Genomic DNA, 18,109 nt, shown 5'->3' with positions numbered 1-18,109 from the left:
GGTGTCTTTCGACCAGAATACGCAATAAGGGGAAATGAAGACGATGCTTCCATGTTGATCGACCGCAGTTGAATTGATTGTGTAACTTTATTGGAGAGAAGGGTTCAATATTTAACGCGTTTTGATGGCAGTGGTTATTTTTACATACCAAATTTAATGATAATAGAAACAATTATTAATAACTAAATTTGTCATGTTTAATCCTGTCCACAGCAAATATTCCATCAATTTCAAACTCGCACCGGTTGATTGTCTCGCGAGGGCGGTTGCTCTCGCTTGCTTGTCTTTTAGCGGGGTTTCAGTAGCACAGACCCTGGCACCCGTCACTGTCCAATCCGACTGGTTGGGTCCACCCACCGAGGAAAGTGTGAAAGCCTACACAGGTGCGCGCACGGTGCTTGAGAAAGAAGATCTTGAGGAACGTGGTGCTTTGAACCTGGAAGATGCCTTGCGCCGTGTGCCGGGTGTTCAAGTACTGGACGAAACCGGCACCGGAATTTTGCCCAACATTGGTGTGCGTGGTTTGAACCCTTTGCGCAGCGAACGTTTGCAAATTTTGGTGGATGGTTACCCGATTGCCATTGGCCCTTACACCAACGTGGGCCTGTCGCTATTTCCCGTTACATTGCCCAGCCTTGAAGCTGTAGATTTGGTGCGGGGTGGTGCTGCCGTGCATTACGGGCCGAACAACGTGGGCGGTGTGCTGAATTTGGTGACCAAGCCCATTCCCGCGAAAACCAGCCAGACCTTCCGCGAGCGCCTTCAAATTTCCGAAGAAACTGGCAACATGCTGACCGACACTTACTACCGAATTGGTGGTTTTGTGCGTGAAGACCTTGGCTTGCAATTTCAGGCCAACATTGTGGATGGCAAGGGCCAGCGTGATCGTTCAGACACCGAAGTGCGTAACTTCATTGTGGATGGCGAGTACTACCTGAACCCCAACAACGATTTCAAAGCGCAGTTGCAGTATTACGAAGTGAAGGCTGAATTGCCTGGTGCCTTAAGCCCAGCTGCCTATGATCAAAACCCAAACCAGTCGCAAAAGCCTTTTGATGCGTACGACGCAGACATGTGGCGCGGCACTTTCACCTGGAATCATTCGTTTTCCGACGATTTCAAGCTGACATGGCGCAATTTTGCGCACCAAGCAAATCGCACGTTCTTCTTCAGCCAGTCAGCCACTTTCTCGGATGACCCAGCACAAACGCCAGCGTTTGTTCTCGATTCCCCACGCGTGTTCAGTGTGCATGGCACGGAACCAAGGTTCACCAAGCAGATAGCCAACCACACAGTGATTGCAGGTGCGCGTTTTGTTGAAGAAGATGTGCGCTTTGATGTAAGCCGCACCACGCTTGCAACAGGGGCAGTGAATCCGTTCCGCCGCTGGGACTTTACCACCAAGGCGATGGCTTACTACGTCAGCGACACCATTGGATTGATGGACGATCGTTTGAAAGTAACGCCGGGCATTCGTTATGAAGATGTTGAAACCCGCTACCGTGATTTGAATACCGGTACCGAGTTTCAGAACAACCCCGATGAATGGTTGCCTGGCTTGACTGTGGGTTACCAGGCCACGAAAGATGTGTTCGTATTTACCAATGCGCAGCGTTCATTGGTGCCGGTGCAAACGGCACAGGTGACGCGCGGTGGTGATGTGGGCAATGAAACCGCCGAGAACTACGAAATCGGTTCACGCTGGCAGATCAACCCGCAAGCCAATATTGCGGCAACGCTGTTCCGGGTGGATTACAAAGACCAGATCGTTTTCGATACAGGCGCATTCCGCAACCTGGGGGAAACACGCCAAGAAGGCGTTGAGCTGGAAGGTCGCTGGAACCTGAACAGCCAAACTGAACTGGGAATGAGTTATACCTATCTGGATACGGAGCAATTGTCGGGCGCTGATCAAGGCAAGGAACTTCGCAATGCACCCACGCACCATTTGGGGTTGGATGCGGTGTACAAGTTTGGCAATTGGACGGCCAACGCAAATGCCCTGTATGTTTCTGAAAGCTTCAGTGATTCAGCCAACACACAGGTTGAAACTGCCAACGGCAGTGCTGGTGAATTGCCCGCCTACACTTTGGTGAACATGCGCGTGGGGCGTGATTTCCCGATTGGGCAAGGCAAGAACATGAATCTTGGTTTTGGGATCAATAACCTGTTTGACGAACAGTACTTCTTCCGGGGTGTGGACGTAAGCACAACCGGTCGCGTACCCGCACCTGGGCGTATGTTGCTGGTAGAAATGCAGCTTGATTTCTAATCGCTTGATGCAAGGTCCAAAAGCCGGTGGGGGAAGCAATTCGTCACCGGCTTTTTTTATTACTGGCCGCGTTGTTTGTCCACTTCGACAGACGCAACACCACTGGCCGTGTTGCCCCAGCTTCGGCGAATGTAAGTGACCACCGCTGCAATGTCGTTGTTGCTCAGTTCGACACGATAAGGTGGCATGCCATGTGGGTAGGGCGCAGCTTGCGTGCTGGGTGAAAACCCGCCATTCAGCACCATGCGAATGGCATTGACCGGGTTGGGTGCAATCACATTCACATTGCCCGCCAAGGCCGGGAACTGATTGGCTTTCCCTTCTCCTTGCTTGCCATGACATTCCGCGCAAGTGTTGGTGTAAATGTTTTCGCCCCGCTGCATCAGTGGCAGCAAGGTACGTTGCCCAAGGCCTGTCGATTCTTTTTCCGATGGGGCTTGTGGCGGCAGGCTTTTAAGGTACACCGCCATGGCTTGTATATCGGCGGCCGTGGCAAATTGCAGACTGTGCGCCACCACTTCGGCCATGGGGCCGTATGTTGCGGCATGCCGGTTAACTCCGCTTTGCAAGTACTGGGCAATGTCGCTTTCACTCCATTTGCCCAGACCGTGCAGGGAGTGATTGTTCAGCGCTGGTGCAAACCAGTCCAGTACCGGAATGGTGGCACCGCTTAAATTCAGTTTGTCTTTCAATCCACCCAAAGTGTTCCGTGGTGTGTGGCAAGCCGCGCAATGTCCTGGGCCGTTGATCAGGTAGGCCCCTCGATTCCACAGTGCTGTTTGCGTGGTATCAGGTTTGAATTCGCCCTCAGTAAAGTACAGTGCTCGCCACACGGCCAGAAGTGGGCGCTGGTTGAAGGGAAACTGCAAGGAAGGCTTGGGTGTTTTTTGAGCAATCGCGGGCAGGCGCTTTAAGTAAGCGAATAAGTCATCGACTTCAGCCCGGCTCATTTTGGTGTAATCGGTGTAGGGAAATGCCGGGTAAAGGTAGTCGCCATTTTTCGAGACACCACTGTGCATGGCTTTGTAAAAATCATCTGCAGTCCAGCTGCCCAATCCGTGCTCGGCATTGGGGGTTAAGTTGGTGCTGTAAATTTTGCCGAAAGGTGTTTCGATGGCGCGGCCACCAGCATAAGGTTTTTTGGGATTGGCTGTGTGACAACCGGCACAATTGCCCAAACGCGCCAAATAGGCGCCGCGTTTTTCTTGCGCTGACAGCACATTCAATGCGATCGGCTCTGTCGATACATTGTTGTTACCGGGCACTGCTGTGGTGGTGTGTGTGCCGCATTTCAAAGGAAACTGAATACTGTTGGCCGGTGCGGCTTTTGGGTTTTCAGGTACTGGCTGTGCGGCCAAATAAGCTGTTGCTGTATTCAATTGCTCGGGGCTGAGTGCTTTCACCAGTGCGTGCATGCAATCAGGGTCGGCGGCTTGGCGCTGCCCGTTGCGCCATTTGCCCAGTTGCGCGTTCAGGTAATCGCGTGGCAAACCCAGCAAGCCTGGTGTATAGGGCTCAACTCCGGTCAGTGCTTGTCCGTGGCAGGCCGCGCAGGCAGGAATTTTTTTTGATGGAACACCGTCGAATACCAAACGTTTGCCTTGCTCAAGTTCTGCGGCTGAGGCTGTACTTTTTACGGGTGCAGGGTAGGGTGGATTTTGCGCAGCAAAGTATCTCGCCATTTGCTGCAGGTAGTCGTTCGACAGGTGTTGCACAATGCCGTTCATGGCGGCATGTTGACGGCCACCATCGCGAAATGCGATCAGCTGGTTGTACAGGTAGCCTTCCGGTTTGCCGGCAATACGCGGGTAATAACCTTCTGCGCTGGCGCGGCCTTCGGCGCCATGACAGGCCACACAAGCCTGAACACGGTTGGCCATGTCGACTGTGGTGGGTGTTGTATTGCTTTGTGCGTTTGCTGCAAAGCTGGCCAGCAGCAAGAGGGCGGTGGTGGCAAAACGGGTGGTCATGACTATAGCTCGTGTTGAATGTGGGGCAATTATACGCCTACAACACAAGCGACCGCCTAACTTGACCGGGCGAGCACCCATGCCAAAACAACGGCCAGTGCCGCCGTTGCCATGACCCACACCACCAATCCAAAAGCTATTCCTTGCATGAAGCTGAGTGTGATTGCGCTTAGCAGCAAGGCGAGCAGGCCAGCGGTGCGGCGTGCCCCCACTGAACGTAAGCCAATCGCATTGCAACGTCCAGCCCAACGGCGATGACGAAAATGCGCCTGTTGTGAAAGTGCGATCAACAGCAAACCTGAAAACAGAAGCGAAAAAGCCAGCGCAACTTGTAGGGTTAGGTGCATTCAAAAGCCTCGTTGGGAGTGACTATTTTGCAAGCCGTGTATGTGCCCATTGCAACCATGAGAAGCAAACCCATGTCGATGGCCAGTGAATTCATGTCCCCTTGATCAAGGGCGGCTGCGAACATGCCACCTGTGTTGATTTGATTGAGCAGCCAAGCCAGCGCACACAGGGCTGTGAACACAACCGTGGGTTGAAACCACTGGCTGCTGCGGTGCGCGGCTGCCTGGTTTTGCAGCCGTTTGAATCGGACGGCGTTGACAAAAGCCCAGAATATCGCGAGTACCCACACGCCATAAAACACCCATGTTTCGGTGGTTGCGCGGTTAGGAAGTTGGTTGGGAAGAAGCTGATTTGCCACAAGATACGCGGCAGTGGCAATCATCATGCCGACAGTGCCGCCCACAGTCAGGGCTTGAACCACGGTAAAGCCTGGCAGTTTTTTCTTGTGGTGTTGAACGCGGCGCGACTCCAGCCAAAACAAAAAACCGGTGTGAATCATGAGGCAACCCAACAAACCACCCACCACGTACAGCACTCGAAGTGCAGTGTGGTCAAACTGTATGAAGTGCAGGCCGTTGATCCAGTGGGTAAAGCTCTTGATGGGTTTGGGTTGATGCGCATGGAGCAGTTCGCCAGTATGCAACAGCACTGTGTCGGCATGTGTACTCATTGTGATACTGCGCTCGGGAAATACCCTGCGAATTTCGAGTGTGGCGTTGCTGTCGCTCAAGTTGCGAATATTGATTGAATCGGCACGCGCAGTTTCGCCCAAGGCCTGGCTCCAGGCAGTTTCCCGTGCTTGAACCAAAGTTGGCACGGTTTTCAATGCGGCGATTTGTTGCTCGGGGTCTTCAGTAAAACCGCTGGGAGGCATGTTGATAAAACCACTCATGGCTTTCTGCGAGGCGGCTTTGTCTCCATCAAACGCGGTTAGTGTGGCCCAAGGAAAATAGATGGAAAAGAAGATCAGCAGGCCAGTGAATGTGATGATGAAGTGAAAGGGCAGTGCCACCACGCTGCTCATGTTGTGCAAGTCAAGAAGGCTGCGCACAGTGTGTTTTTTCGGACGAAACACAAAGAACTCAGCCAGAAGTTTCCGGTGAATGACAATTCCGCTGATCAGCAGGGCCATCATCGCCAAACCTGCGATCCCGAGCAGAAAATAGCCGACATTGTTCCATGCAATATTGAATTTGTAGTGGAAGGGAAAAAAGAAACCGCTGCCACCCAACGTGTGTTCGTTGGACACCACTTTGCCCGTGTCGGGGTCCATGAAATAGGCCTTCAAGGTTCGGTCGGGTTTGACAATCCGAATCAGTGTCATGGGCGTACGTTCGGTGGGTAAGCGCAGTCGTATATTGTCCGACTCGGGCGCCAACTCTCGCGCTTTCAGCAATGCGGTTTCAAGTTGTTGGGGGCTCAGTGTGCAACATTCACCAGCAACACTGCGGCTTTCCGGGTGCATCCAGCGATCGAACTCTTTGTCGAATACGGTGAGCGTACCCATCCAGAACACAGCGAATAGAAGGAAGCCGATGAAGAGTCCAAACCAGGTGTGAAACCAGGCCATGTGTTGACGAATGGAAGGTGCTTTCTGCTTGCTCACGACTGGGGTTTACCAAGGAAAGTAGATGACGATTGCACACAGCAAACCAAACAACAGTCCCTGGGCACTTAGCCAGGCCAGGCTCGCTGTGCAATAAACCCACAGCATCCAACAAGGCATGGCCAGGTAGGCCAGTAGCAGGCCAAGGGTCAAGGCTTCGCTTTGCTCCATGCCTGCTTTGAACAGCAAAATGGCCAATGTTGCTGCAAACAGATTGGCCAAAGCCAACCCCGCAGGAAATGCCAGCAGCAGGCAAACAATTTGCCGACTGCTGATTTTTAGCCACTGTGTTTTAGAAACGGTAGTTTGCACTGAACACCACATTGCGTTCGACACCATAGAAACAGTCGCCACGAGACAAACAGGTGGAAACGTATTCGCGGTTGGCCAGATTGGTCGCATTCACTGCGTAGCGCCAATCGCCAGTTTCATACGAGAGCATGGCGTCCAGCAGTGTCACACTGGGTGTACGCACGTTGTCTACGCCGTCCCAGGATTCGTCAATGAATCGCAAGCCTGCGCCCCATTGCCAGCCGGGTAAGCCGAGCATGGAAAACTTCTGGCGTCCCCACAGGCTGAGGGTTTGTTTGGGCACTGTGGCCAATCTTTTGCCTTGACTGTTGGGTGTGGAATGGCGAGTTACTTTGGCGCTGGTGTAGGCATAGGCCGCCAGAATATCCACGGTGGGGCTGAGGCGGTGATTGGCTTCCAGTTCAACACCTTTGCTTTCCGCTTCGCCAACCTGAATTTGATTGTTGGCTTCAGCAGGATCAGCGACGCGTCGGTTGTTTTCCTTGATTTCATAAACGGCAGCAGTGAAAAGCGACTTACCATCCGGTGTTTCATATTTCACACCCATTTCCTGTTGTTCAGCTTGTTGAGGCTTGAACGGATTGCCAAAGAAGTCCAGGCCGCCAATTGGAAGGAACGATTCCGAATAGCTGTAGTAAGGCATAGCGCCGAAATCGGTGATGTAACCCAGGCTGGCCTTGTAGGTGTTGGTGGATGTATCCAGGTTGGAGGCCGGTGCGTTGTCGGTTTCTGATTTGGCCCAGTCACGCCTGACGCCTACAGTGCTTAACCAACGCTTGTCATACTTCAGTTGGTGTTGCGCATAAATACCAGTTTGTCTTTGAAGGGTACCTGCCAAATCACGTTGGGTTGGCGCTACAAAGTCTCCGTAGACCGGGTTTAAGTAATCGATTGGTTCAGCGCTACCACCAACACTTTGAGCGCCGCCCAGCGCTACCCGCTGAAAATCGATACCAACGATCGTGGTGTTTTCAAATGCGCCATTTGTCCAGTTTGCTTGAAGTTGCGAGTCGCTTGTAAAGCTGTCAGCGACGTTGTATTGGGAAATGGCGACGCGATTGATCGTACGCCCATCTGAGTTGATGGTTGGGCGACCAACTGTGCCCCTGTTGAATGAGGAGTAAATCGAGTTGTACGACACCGCACTGTCGCTTTGTTTCACTTTCTGGTTGAAGGTGAACACATCGTTCAAACGATGATCAAACTCCAGCCCATACGAGGTTTGCTTGGCCAGGTACAAGTCGAAGCCTGGCTCGCTGATGAATGTGTCAGTTGGAATGCGGCCATTCGGCCCTTCAAAACGGGTGCCGATGATCGGGAAAAAGCCGACGGATGAACCCGACACATCCCGTTGCACATTCAAATACGCAGTCAGGCTGGTGTCGGCGTTGGGCCTCCAGGTAATGGCGGGTGCGAACAGGTCTCGATCATCCGGCACAAAGTTCACTTGGGTGTCGCTGTCGCGGGTCAGAGCGATCATGCGGTACAGCAGGGTGCCTTCCTCATTCAGTGGGCCGCTCAAGTCGAGTGCCAATTGTTTGCGGCCGTATTCGCCCAGCTGCACCCCCACTTCACCAGCCTGTTCGCGTTGTGGCCGCTTGCTGACCATATTCACAAGGCCGCCAAAACCGCCCTGGCCATACAACACAGATGACGGGCCTTTCACCACTTCAACACGCTCCAGAGTAAACGGGTCGGGGCGCACATTGTTGTAAAAACCAAAAAGCTGTTTTAAACCATCTTGGTACTGCACAAATGAAGTGCCTCGGATAAAAGCCCAGTCGCCACGATTGTCGAAACCATAGGAACCTGCGCTGACACCTGCGGTGTAACCCAGTGTGTCTTGCAAAGTCAGTGCGCCCTGGTCTTCAATTCGATCGCGTGTAATGACCGAAATCGACTGCTGGGTTTCCACAACGGGTGTGCCGGTTTTTGTAGCAGAGAAAGTGCTGCTGGCTTTGTAACCATCAACAGGTGCGGAAGGACTTGGTTCCGCTTGCACTTGCCCTTCAACTTTGACAGCGGGCAGGGTGGCGGCTTCTTGAGCGTTTGAAAGTTGGGGCCAAAACAGGGTAATCGCGCTAATGGCGCAGGGCAGAATTTTTTTCGGGTTCATGGTACGGGTTGAAAAAAACGCTGGCTGGCTACTCGGTTTTGCTGGCTTGCGGTTTGAGGGTGAGAGAAATTTATTTGGTCAAAATCAGTTTGCCTTGGGCGGTAATTCGCAATCGATACTCTGTGTTGTCATGAACAATGGTTCGTTCGCGGCTGCCTTGAGGAAACAGGGTTTTTGTATTCAAAGGCGCTGCTGCCGCTGGTTCAGTGTGGCTTTCAGGGGCAGTGCCGGTTTTCAGCGTAGATTGGGAATTCATGGTGGCCCGGAATAAAGTGGATTGCCTGCATCGAATGAGGCGAAGTGTAATGGATGTTCTTATTAATTGCAAATCATTCTCATTAAGATTAACATATACGCTGTTTTCGATTGATTCAAAGGTTTCAGGTCCTTATGACGTACTCGTGGTTCAACGCCAAACACAAGGCGATGGTTGTCGGTTTAGCTTTGGCACTTTGCAATGCGGCCGTGGCGGCGCCTACCGATCAAGATGTGGTAAAGGGTTATGGGCAATTGGTGTATGCCAATTACACCGACTCCGTAATTGCAGCCCAAAAACTGCAGTCGTCCATTGATGCATTTTTGAAAGCACCTTCCGAGGCTGGCCTGGAAGCTGCGAAAAAAGCATGGCTCAATGCGCGCGAGTTTTACGGGCAAACAGAAGCTTTCCGTTTTTACGGTGGCCCGATTGATGATGAAAACGGGCCTGAAGGGCAAATCAATGCCTGGCCCATGGATGAATCGTATGTGGACTATGTGCAAGGCAACGCACGCAGCGGCTTTATCAACAATCCAAAATTCAAGATTACCCGCGATGCCTTGATCGAAGAAAATGAGCGGGGCGGTGAAGAAAACATTGCCACCGGTTGGCACGCCATTGAGTTTTTGCTGTGGGGGCAGGATTTGAATGAGAATGGCCCCGGCAATCGGCCTTACACCGATTACGTGAAAGGCAAAGGCCAGAATGCAGAACGTCGCGCTGCTTATTTGCGCGAAATAACCGCCTTGTTGATCCATGATCTTGAAACAGTGCAATCGGCCTGGGCCCCCAAGAGAACTGACAATTTCCGCGCGAGTTTTGAGAAGGGCGGCAAGGAATCCATTCGCAAAATCCTGGTGGGTTTGGGTTCCCTCTCGCGTGGTGAGTTGGCTGGCGAGCGCCTTGAAGTGGCCCTGTTCAGCCAGGATCAGGAAGATGAGCATTCCTGTTTTTCAGACAACACGCACCGCGACGCGGTGACCAATGCCCAAGGCATTTTGAATGTGTGGACCGGTACTTACAAACAGGCCGATGGTGCCGTGTTGAAAGTGCCCTCACTGGCCGAGTTGGTGGGTGCGCGTGCACCGGAAGTTGCGAAGAAAACCACGCAGCAAATCCAGAACTCGGTGAAGGCTGCAAGTGCAATTCAAGCACCATTTGACCGTGAAATTATTGGCGGTGCAAATGCACCTGGCCCTCAACGTGTTAAAGCCACGGTGGATAGCCTGGTTGAGCAAAGCACCTTGCTGGTTGAATCGGCCAATGCAATTGGCATTACCCAACTTACCCTGACCTTGCCCTGATGAAAGTTGCTGTTTGTTTGGCAGGGGGAACCCTGTTACTTGCCGGGGCGGCCTGGGCCGCAGTGGAAGGAATGACGCCTCGCACTGCAGGCGATGTCACCGTGTTCGCCGATGGTCGAAACGCGTTTTCATTTCCTGCTGCCAATTTGCCCGATGAAGAACGAACCCGGTTTGCAATTGGCAATTCGTTTTTCAAGCGCAACTGGGTGCAGGCCCCGGCATCGACCACTGCGCGTGACGGACTGGGCCCGCATTTCATTGCACGTTCCTGCGGTGGTTGCCATGTGCAGGACGGCCGAGGACAGCCGCCCGAAATTCTGGATCGCTTAAGCACTGAACAACCAGTTGATCTCTTGTTCCGTTTGTCCATTCCAGGCACTGATTCCCGGCATGGTGTGGTGCCCGACCCTGTGTATGGTGATCAGTTCAACAATGCGGCCGTTGCTGGCGTGAAGCCTGAAGGCAAGGTACATATCCAGATTACCGAAGTACAGGGCAAGTACCCGGATGGCACGCCTTATGTATTGAAAAAGCCTGCTTATTCTTTTTCCGATTTGGGTTATGGCCCACTGCACCCCGAGGTGATGGTCAGTCCGCGAATCGCTCCGCAGGTGGTGGGCCTGGGTTTGCTTGAAGCCATTGAGGACAAGGAAATTTTGAACAATTCGGCACAGCAAGCGGCACTGCCCGGTCCCATCAAGGGTGTGCCCAATCGGGTTTGGGATGCCTATGCACAAAAGGAAATGTTGGGTCGATTCGGCTGGAAGGCCAATGTCGCCACGCTGGCGCATCAAACCGGTGGTGCATTTCTTGGCGATATCGGCATTACCAGCAGTGTGTTTCCCTCCGAGAATTGCACATCGGCCCAGAAAGACTGTTTGCAGGCACCCAACGGATCAGAGAACGGTGCGCCTGAACTTGGCGATAAATTGTTCAATGAAATTGTGTTTTATCAAGCCGTGTTGGCACCGCCTGCCCGCCGCAATGTGAATGATGCACAAGTGCTGAAAGGTCAAAAGTTGTTTGAGCAAGCGCAATGCGCGGTGTGCCATCGCCCTTCCTACACTACTGGGAAAGTGCCTTTTCCGGCCTTGAGCAGCAAAGCGTTGGAAGGACAGGAAATTTGGCCCTACACCGATTTGTTGTTGCATGACATGGGCGAAGGTCTTGCTGACAACCGCCCCGATTTCAAAGCCAATGGCCGACAGTGGAAGACACCGCCCTTGTGGGGAATCGGTTTGATTCCTGATGTCAACAACCACATGCGTTTGTTGCACGATGGTCGCGCCGATGGTGTTGAGGAGGCCATTCTTTGGCACGGTGGCGAGGCCGAGCCAAGTAAAAACCGGTTCATGAATTTTTCTGCGCAAGACCGTGCAGCACTGATTCGTTTTGTGGAGTCCTTGTGATGAATCCTCAACACCAGCATGAATTGAAAACTGGCCTGTTACGTGGACTGGTTTGGATAGCGCTCGCCTTGGTGTTGCTGTTGGTGCTGAACCTGGCCAATTCAGCTGTTGCTGCGAAACCTGTGGACCGAAGCACTATGCTGTTTCCGTACTATGAAGTATCCGATGTGCTGAGCAGCGTAGCAACGCACCACTATGCCAGTGACACTGCTCAGTTGCGCATTCAACTTGAACAGTTGAGTGCAGCCACAGCACACTATTGCAAGATTGATACAAAGGCGAAGTCCATCGACAAGCAGCAGCTTCAGGCGCAATACGCCAAAGCCTACCTCGCTTGGCTGGAACTGTCGGCCGTGGTGATGGGCCCCATGCTGGACGGCAACACGGTGCGCCAAATCGACTTTCGCCCTCTGCGCCTTAATTTGTTGGAACGTGCAATTAAAAAACAGCCACAAGGCGCGCAAGCCATGGCCCTGATCGGAAGTCCGGCAAAGGGTTTTCCGGCGTTTGAGTATTTATTGACTCAGGATGATTTTAAAGCGGTAACACCGCAGTGCAACTACGCACATGAAGTAGTGCTTGACATTGCCCGCACTGTGGCTGATTTGAAATGGGACGAGGCACAAGCCTTGGGCGCAAATATGCAGTTGTATTTCAACCAGTTGATTGGGGCGACGCACACCCTGGCGTGGGAGCGAATGGAAAAGCCGCTTTTGAAAAACAAAGACGAGGCAGGTGTTGCCCATTGGCCATTCATGGAACTGCAAATTACCCAGAAAGCATGGGCTGCGCAGTGGCAAGGCATAGAACACTTGCTGCTGGTCAACAGCCAAACTGTTCCGCAGGCCAATACGCAAGTGATCCCGCTGGAGGCTTATTTGCGCGGCTTGGGGAAAATTGAACTGGCCGACACCTTGGTTACGTACAGCAGTGCTGTGGCTGTGGCCATGCGGTCCAACGACATCACAAAGCCAGCCAGTGTTGAGCAGTCCGTTAAAGCACTCAAGGTGCTCAAGGGGTTTTTGGAAAGCGAGGTGGCCAAGGGTTTGAAGGTGTCCATTCAGTTTTCATCTTCCGATGGTGATTGATTCAGTGTTCAATTCGCGTCGGCAATTTTTGGTTCAAAGCAGCGCGTTGGCCTTGAGCATGGCTTTGCCCTTGCCTGCTGAACTTGCAACCCACACTCGTCAGGCCCGTTTATTGGCGGCCTGGCAACTTCCCAATGGGCTCTATCAGGTGGGTGTGCTCAACGCAGCCGGGCAAGGTGCAGCGCTTTCTTATGATGTAACCATGGCATTCGATTTGCCCACACGTCCGCACGGTTTAATGCACCTGCACGGTGATGAGTATTTGCTCATTGCTCGCCGCCCTGGCGACTGGTTGTTGCGCTTGAATATTCGCAGCGGCGAAACCTCGCGAGTTTGGCAAGACGAAGACCGGCATTTGAACGGCCACAGCGCCGTGTATGGCGATTGGCTTTACACCACAGAAACGGATGTGCTCAACGGTACGGGTGCCTTGGCGGTTCGAGACCGCCATACCTTGGAGTTGCAGGATGTGTGGTCCACACTGGGCAAAGATCCCCATGAAATGCTGGTCCTGCCCAGGGGTGGGTTGGGCATTGATGAACCTTTTTTGTTGGTGGCCAACGGCGGAATACCTACGCATGCGGACATGGGCAGAACCCCGCTGAATCAACTGCCCATGGATTCTTCCATCGTGGCCATGAGCCCCAGAACAGGCAGGGTGCTCAATCAATGGACCTTGAGCGATTCCCGACTCAGTTTGCGACACATGGCGGTACACGCCAGTGGTGTGGTGGGCGTTGCCATGCAGACACACCACAGCACCGCTGCACTTCGGGATGCTGCGCCGGTACTGGCGTTGCTTGATGAAAACGGACTGCGCACGGTGAATGAATCGGCGGGTGTGAAGGGTTATGCCGGCGACATTGTGGCCACCCCCCAGGGCTTTGTGATCAGTTGTACCAAGAATAATTCTGCCGGGCAATTTGATGTGCAAGGCAACTTGTTGTATTCACAGGCTGCAAACGCCGCATGTGCCCTGGCTGCCGAAGGCGAGCAGGTGTGGCTGGGTAGCTCAGCTGTTGAGTTCAGCAAGCCATTGGAGCTGGACAATCACTGGCTGCTTATTTAGCCCGCAGTGCCCAAGCCTTGATGGTTTGTCCCTGCTTGAAACCAAACAGTTTGTTGCCACCCACAGCCACTGCCAAAAACTGTTTTCCACTTACTTCGTAGGCAACGGGTGGTGCATTCACGCCCGCTGAATTGTTGTGTTGCCACACACGTTTGCCCGTGTTTGAATCAAGTGCAAAAAACTCACCACTGCCTTCACCTGAAAAAACCAAACCTGTTTGTGTACTGAGTACACCGCCAATCAAGGGTGCATTCACTTTGTGTTGCCATACAAGTTTGCCAGTGTCCAAATGAATGGCTGACAACAAACCGTATTTTTCTCCGTCTTCAATGGGTGACATTGAAGAGTATTTCAGCGCAGGTTTGTTGCCTTTCGCTTTCAGCGCGTGCAATTGATATTTCACCGGCCAGTGAATGCCAGCGATAAAAACCATGCGGCGTTGTTCGTCGACCGACACCGGGGACCAGTTGGAGCCGCCAATTACACCGGGGTAAATCACATTGCCCTGTTCAGTGGGCAGGGTAAACATATTGTGCTGCGGTACAAAGGCCTCGCTCTTGAACAACAATTCACCCGTGATTCGATTGTGCACATAAAACCAACCAGTTTTACCGGCTTGCCCAACGGCTTCAATCGCTTGGCCTTGGTGTTGACTGGTGAACAACACGGGTGGGCTTGCAACGTCGTATCCCCACATGTCATGCGGCACTTGCTGGTAGTGCCATTTCAGCTTGCCGGTGCGCACATCCAGCGCCACCAGGGAGGCGGTGTACAAGTTGTCGCCAGGGCGTGACGAGCCTTCCATTTGTGGTGAAGGGTTGCCCGTGCCGAAATACAGAATGCCATTTTTGCGATCAATGGCGGGGGTACTCCAGGCTGATCCGCCGCCGTATTTCCAGGCATCCGGGTATTGGGCTGCGGCTGCTTTTTCCTGTTCAATGTTTCGGGGCAGTGTCACGCCGTCGGGAGTTGTTTGCCTGAATTCTCCCTCCCAGCCTTGCTCGGGTACTGTGTCGAATTTCCACGCCAGGGTGCCGGTGTTGGCGTCATAAGCAGCCATGAAACCACGGCGTCCGTAGTTACCCGCAATACCCACCACTGCACCGAGTGGCGCATCGGGATCGGGCGAGTCCAGGTGCAAGCCATAGCCCACACCGGTAATGCCCACAATGACCTTGCCATCGAACACCATGGGCGCCATGTTGATGCCTGCACCCGATGCACCCGACACTTCCAGTTTTCCGCCCTGCGTGTCGAGTTGCGACCCCAGTGTGGCGGCATCCTCCTGCACACCTTGTTCGCCTTTGGTGACATCAATGTCCCAAAGCTTTTGGCCGGTGCGTGCATCCAGTGCCAGCAGGCGTGAATCGACTGTGCCCATGAACACCTTGCCATCACTTACAGCAACGCCCCGGTTGGCGGGGCCGCAGCACATGGGGCGATTTTTGATCCTGTCGTGTGTGTAACGCCACACCAATTTTCCAGTGTCGGCTTTCAAGGCCACCACATGGTTAAAAGGCAGCGATACAAACATGACGCCGTTGACCACGATGGGTGTGGCTTGAAAGCTGGATGACACACCCGTGTCGAATTCCCAGGCCAAGTCAAGCTGCCCGACATTGCGAGGCGTAATTTGCGTGGACAGCGTGTGCCGCTGATGGTCCCAGTTGCCGCCGAATACCGGCCATTCTGTGTCTGAGCTGGCAAACGTGGCGGTGCAAACAAGTAGGGAAAAAGCGGCGGCGTAGGCTTGATGCAGCGTCATGGTTGTCGTTTTGGATTGGAATTGCCTGAAGAGGCAAGCAAGGATCAATCCACAGCAACTGTTGCAATGTGACGCAGATGATTTGTCACAAAAACGTCATCCAATGCGCAGCCGCTTGCGTGTATATTTCGCGTACCCGAATTCATTGGTAAATGATCATGAAACAACAACTTGAGCTGTTGAAAGAGATTGAGCACAAGCTTGAAGAATTGAGCAAAGACAAAGACCTGAAAGAAAAGCGCCCGCTGGAAGTCAAAGAGATCAAGGGTCTGCGTTTGGTGGTGTCGTCAATCATTCGCCGCATGGCCAGCTAATTAATTGTCGAACGCCTACTGATACACTCGCACCCCTTTTGCAATCCACAATGCGGTCAGGTTGAATGCGATCGCGATCACACTGCAAATCCAGAAGTTTTCAATCAAGCCTTCGGCGCTGCGTGAAATCACCATGCCGCCCACCAGTGCGGCCACTCCCATTGCGGCCGACTGCATGGATGAATTCAATGTCATGAAAGTACCCCTGTTTCTGGGGTTGCCCGCCGCACTGACCAATGCCATCCCAGGAATCATTCGTCCGCTGACAAACACAAAGAAGAATGTGGTGATCACCAGAATGACTGCCATGCTCATGCCTTCAGTCAGGGTGATCAGGGCCATGGGCACCACAGCAACACTGGCAATGATCTGAAGCATCTTTAGTTTGCCGATGCGATCGCTGAGTTTGCCGATGATTTGCGCGCTAAACAGCGTGGCTGCGCCGCCAGCAAGGTAAATCAGCGGAATGTCGGAGGGGGTCAGCCCGGCATTGATCTGCATGTAGATCGTGATGTACGGGATGATCGAAAAGCCCGCGAAAATCATGCAGAACGAAAAGCAGAATGCCCGCAAGTGGTTCGAATCGCGAAGTACTTGGGCAATGCCATGCAGTGGGCCAGTTTCGCCGCGGGCATGCAAGTGACCCTGCAACGTGGGTATGACATACCAACCCGCAACAACCAGCACAAAGCTGATGCCTGCAATGCCGAAAAACGGGGTATGCCAATTTGAATTGGCCGCCACGTAAAGACCCAAAGGCACGCCCATGACGGTCGAAACAGAGAAGGAGGTCATGATGACGCCCATGGCCTTGCCCCGGCGCGCAAAGGGCACCACATCGGCCACGATGGTTTGGATCATGGCTGACAAAATACCGCCAAAAAGCCCCGCTGCAATGCGCGCTCCCATGAGTGTTTCATAGGTGGGTGCGAGGCCACAGGCCAGCGTGGCCACTGCAAAAAGACAATACAGAATCAACAACAGCCGGCGACGCTCGAACCGGTCAATGTACAGCGACGCCAACAACCCGGAGGCACCCGCGGCAAAGGTGTAAGCCGACACCAGCAAGCCAAACTGGGCATCCGAAATCGCAAATGCCAGCGTAAGCTGCGGGCCCAGCGGCATCATGATCATGAAGTCGAGAATGTGGGTGAACTGTATGCCCGCAAGAATAAGAAGCAAGGCCCACTCGCGCTGGGGAGTCATGTTCACTTGGCATGCGGCTGGGCTGTTCATGTACTGCTACCTGTGGATTGGTTTTTTTGGAGTTTGACCTTGAGTTTAACGCGCCACTTTAGTGCCCCAGCGCGGTGAGTGCATAAATGCCGATTGTCATGGACAGTATGGACACCAGCGTGGTGAGTGCGATGATGTTGGCGGCTAGTTTGCCATCGCCCCCGGCGGCTACAGCCATGGCAAAGCTGGCAGCTGCAGTGGGACTTGAGAAGAACATCCAGAGAATGATGAGGTCTCGTCCTTCAATTCCAATGGCCCATGCCGCAGCGCAGGCCAACACAGGCAATATTGCAATTTTAATGGCGCTTGATTGCATGGCTGACAAGCCCGAGGCCTTCACGCCCGCCAAGGACAGTGTGCCACCCACACAAATAAGGGCAAGGGGCAAGGTAAGCCCGGCAAAGTATTCGCCCGACTTTAGCAACCACTGCGGTATGTAAAGCTGGATTGCGCTGGCCAACATGCCCAGTACTACCGCAATAATCAGGGGGTTTTTAATCAGTTCCTTGCCCACTGCAGTTGGGCTGAATTTCAGGGTGGGACTGTAAATGGAGAGAATCAACACGGACAGTACGTTGAACAGCAAAATGGTAAAGCCGACTAAAACACCACCCACGGATAGCCCGTAGTCGCCGTAGTAACTGGCCACCAAGGCAAAACTGACCACGCCACAATTGCCCCTGAACGCCCCCTGAACAAACACCCCGCGTTGACCATAAGGAATGGCTCGAGTGGCCCACCACCAACTGGCCAGAAAACCCAGCACCGTGGCAGCACACAGAAAAAGGACCAACTTGGCGTTGAATGCGCTTTGCAGATCGGCCTGCCAAATGGACAGGAAGAACAGCGTAGGCATGGTCGCCTTGTAGGTGAGGGTGGAGGCGGTTTGAATGAAGGAGTCGTTGATGAGATTGACCTTGCGCAACAGCAAGCCCATGAAGACCATCGCGAATACTGGGGCGGTGACCCCCAGAATTTCCGAGAGCACATTGACTTGGGCCATGTTGACAGGTGACGTTTGAAGTGACGCTCATTATTTCATTA

15 protein-coding genes are annotated in these 18,109 nt (G+C 53.2%); 6 read left to right on the top strand and 9 right to left on the bottom strand.

What is annotated here, in order from left to right:
- The first annotated feature begins 367 nt into the window (after positions 1-367).
- Positions 368-2,272: a TonB-dependent receptor family protein gene (locus B4N58_RS12075; RefSeq protein WP_291749701.1), complete on the top strand. Its 1,905-nt coding sequence runs from the start codon at positions 368-370 to the stop codon at positions 2,270-2,272.
- 59 nt (positions 2,273-2,331) lie between these two features.
- Here the strand turns inward: B4N58_RS12075 and B4N58_RS12070 are convergent, their stop codons facing one another.
- From B4N58_RS12070 to hemP, 6 genes are all read right to left on the bottom strand, one after another.
- A complete protein-coding gene (locus B4N58_RS12070; RefSeq protein WP_291749699.1) occupies positions 2,332-4,242 on the bottom strand; it encodes a c-type cytochrome in 1,911 nt (636 codons plus the stop codon).
- A 56-nt stretch (positions 4,243-4,298) separates the two neighbouring features.
- Positions 4,299-4,589, bottom strand: a complete 291-nt coding sequence (locus B4N58_RS12065; protein WP_008251360.1) for a DUF3325 family protein — start codon at positions 4,587-4,589, stop codon at positions 4,299-4,301.
- Positions 4,580-6,196: a PepSY-associated TM helix domain-containing protein gene (locus B4N58_RS12060; protein WP_291749696.1), complete on the bottom strand. Its 1,617-nt coding sequence runs from the start codon at positions 6,194-6,196 to the stop codon at positions 4,580-4,582. Before B4N58_RS12060 ends, B4N58_RS12065 begins: the two co-directional genes overlap by 10 nt.
- Before the next feature lie 9 nt (positions 6,197-6,205).
- A complete protein-coding gene (locus B4N58_RS12055) occupies positions 6,206-6,508 on the bottom strand; it encodes a hypothetical protein (protein ID WP_291749694.1) in 303 nt (100 codons plus the stop codon).
- Positions 6,489-8,624, bottom strand: coding sequence for a TonB-dependent siderophore receptor (locus B4N58_RS12050; RefSeq protein WP_291749692.1), 2,136 nt, complete (start codon positions 8,622-8,624; stop codon positions 6,489-6,491). The genes B4N58_RS12055 and B4N58_RS12050 overlap by 20 nt, the downstream gene beginning before the upstream one ends.
- 70 nt (positions 8,625-8,694) lie before the next feature.
- The gene (gene hemP / locus B4N58_RS12045) at positions 8,695-8,880 is read right to left on the bottom strand and encodes a hemin uptake protein HemP (RefSeq protein WP_291749689.1); all 186 of its coding nucleotides are present in this window, start codon (positions 8,878-8,880) and stop codon (positions 8,695-8,697) included.
- A gap of 134 nt (positions 8,881-9,014) precedes the next feature.
- On the opposite strand from hemP, the gene B4N58_RS12040 reads away from it, so the two are divergent.
- From B4N58_RS12040 to B4N58_RS12025, 4 genes are read left to right on the top strand one after another with little or no spacing between them, the layout of a single operon-like run.
- Positions 9,015-10,184 (top strand): imelysin family protein, encoded by a 1,170-nt coding sequence (locus B4N58_RS12040; RefSeq protein WP_291749686.1) that lies wholly within the window; start codon positions 9,015-9,017, stop codon positions 10,182-10,184.
- Positions 10,184-11,593 carry a di-heme oxidoredictase family protein gene (locus B4N58_RS12035; protein WP_291749683.1) on the top strand — a complete coding sequence of 470 codons (1,410 nt, stop codon included), beginning with the start codon at positions 10,184-10,186 and terminating at the stop codon, positions 11,591-11,593. The genes B4N58_RS12040 and B4N58_RS12035 overlap by 1 nt, the downstream gene beginning before the upstream one ends.
- A complete protein-coding gene (locus B4N58_RS12030) occupies positions 11,593-12,681 on the top strand; it encodes an imelysin family protein (RefSeq protein WP_291749682.1) in 1,089 nt (362 codons plus the stop codon). The genes B4N58_RS12035 and B4N58_RS12030 overlap by 1 nt, the downstream gene beginning before the upstream one ends.
- A 4-nt stretch (positions 12,682-12,685) precedes the next feature.
- Positions 12,686-13,750, top strand: a complete 1,065-nt coding sequence (locus tag B4N58_RS12025; RefSeq protein ID WP_291749680.1) for a DUF1513 domain-containing protein — start codon at positions 12,686-12,688, stop codon at positions 13,748-13,750.
- On the opposite strand, the gene B4N58_RS12020 is transcribed toward B4N58_RS12025, so the two are convergent.
- A complete protein-coding gene (locus B4N58_RS12020) occupies positions 13,743-15,515 on the bottom strand; it encodes a pyrroloquinoline quinone-dependent dehydrogenase (RefSeq protein ID WP_291749677.1) in 1,773 nt (590 codons plus the stop codon). The two genes, B4N58_RS12025 and B4N58_RS12020, sit on opposite strands and share 8 nt — an antisense overlap.
- Positions 15,516-15,673: 158 nt before the next feature.
- Here B4N58_RS12020 and B4N58_RS12015 point away from each other — a divergent pair, with 158 nt between their 5' ends.
- On the top strand, positions 15,674-15,829 hold the full coding sequence (locus B4N58_RS12015) for a hypothetical protein (RefSeq protein WP_168426918.1): 156 nt from the start codon (positions 15,674-15,676) through the stop codon (positions 15,827-15,829).
- Between the two features lie 15 nt (positions 15,830-15,844).
- Here the strand turns inward: B4N58_RS12015 and B4N58_RS12010 are convergent, their stop codons facing one another.
- A complete protein-coding gene (locus B4N58_RS12010) occupies positions 15,845-17,065 on the bottom strand; it encodes an MFS transporter (RefSeq protein WP_008251385.1) in 1,221 nt (406 codons plus the stop codon).
- Between the two features lie 58 nt (positions 17,066-17,123).
- Positions 17,124-18,068, bottom strand: a complete 945-nt coding sequence (locus B4N58_RS12005; protein WP_008251387.1) for an AEC family transporter — start codon at positions 18,066-18,068, stop codon at positions 17,124-17,126.
- Positions 18,069-18,109: the final 41 nt, after the last annotated feature.

It is taken from the genome of Limnobacter sp. UBA3528 (assembly GCF_002377005.1).
In the GTDB taxonomy this organism is placed as follows: domain Bacteria; phylum Pseudomonadota; class Gammaproteobacteria; order Burkholderiales; family Burkholderiaceae_B; genus Limnobacter.
Note: the sequence above shows the minus strand (reverse complement) of the source record. Positions and strands in the feature narration are given on the sequence as shown.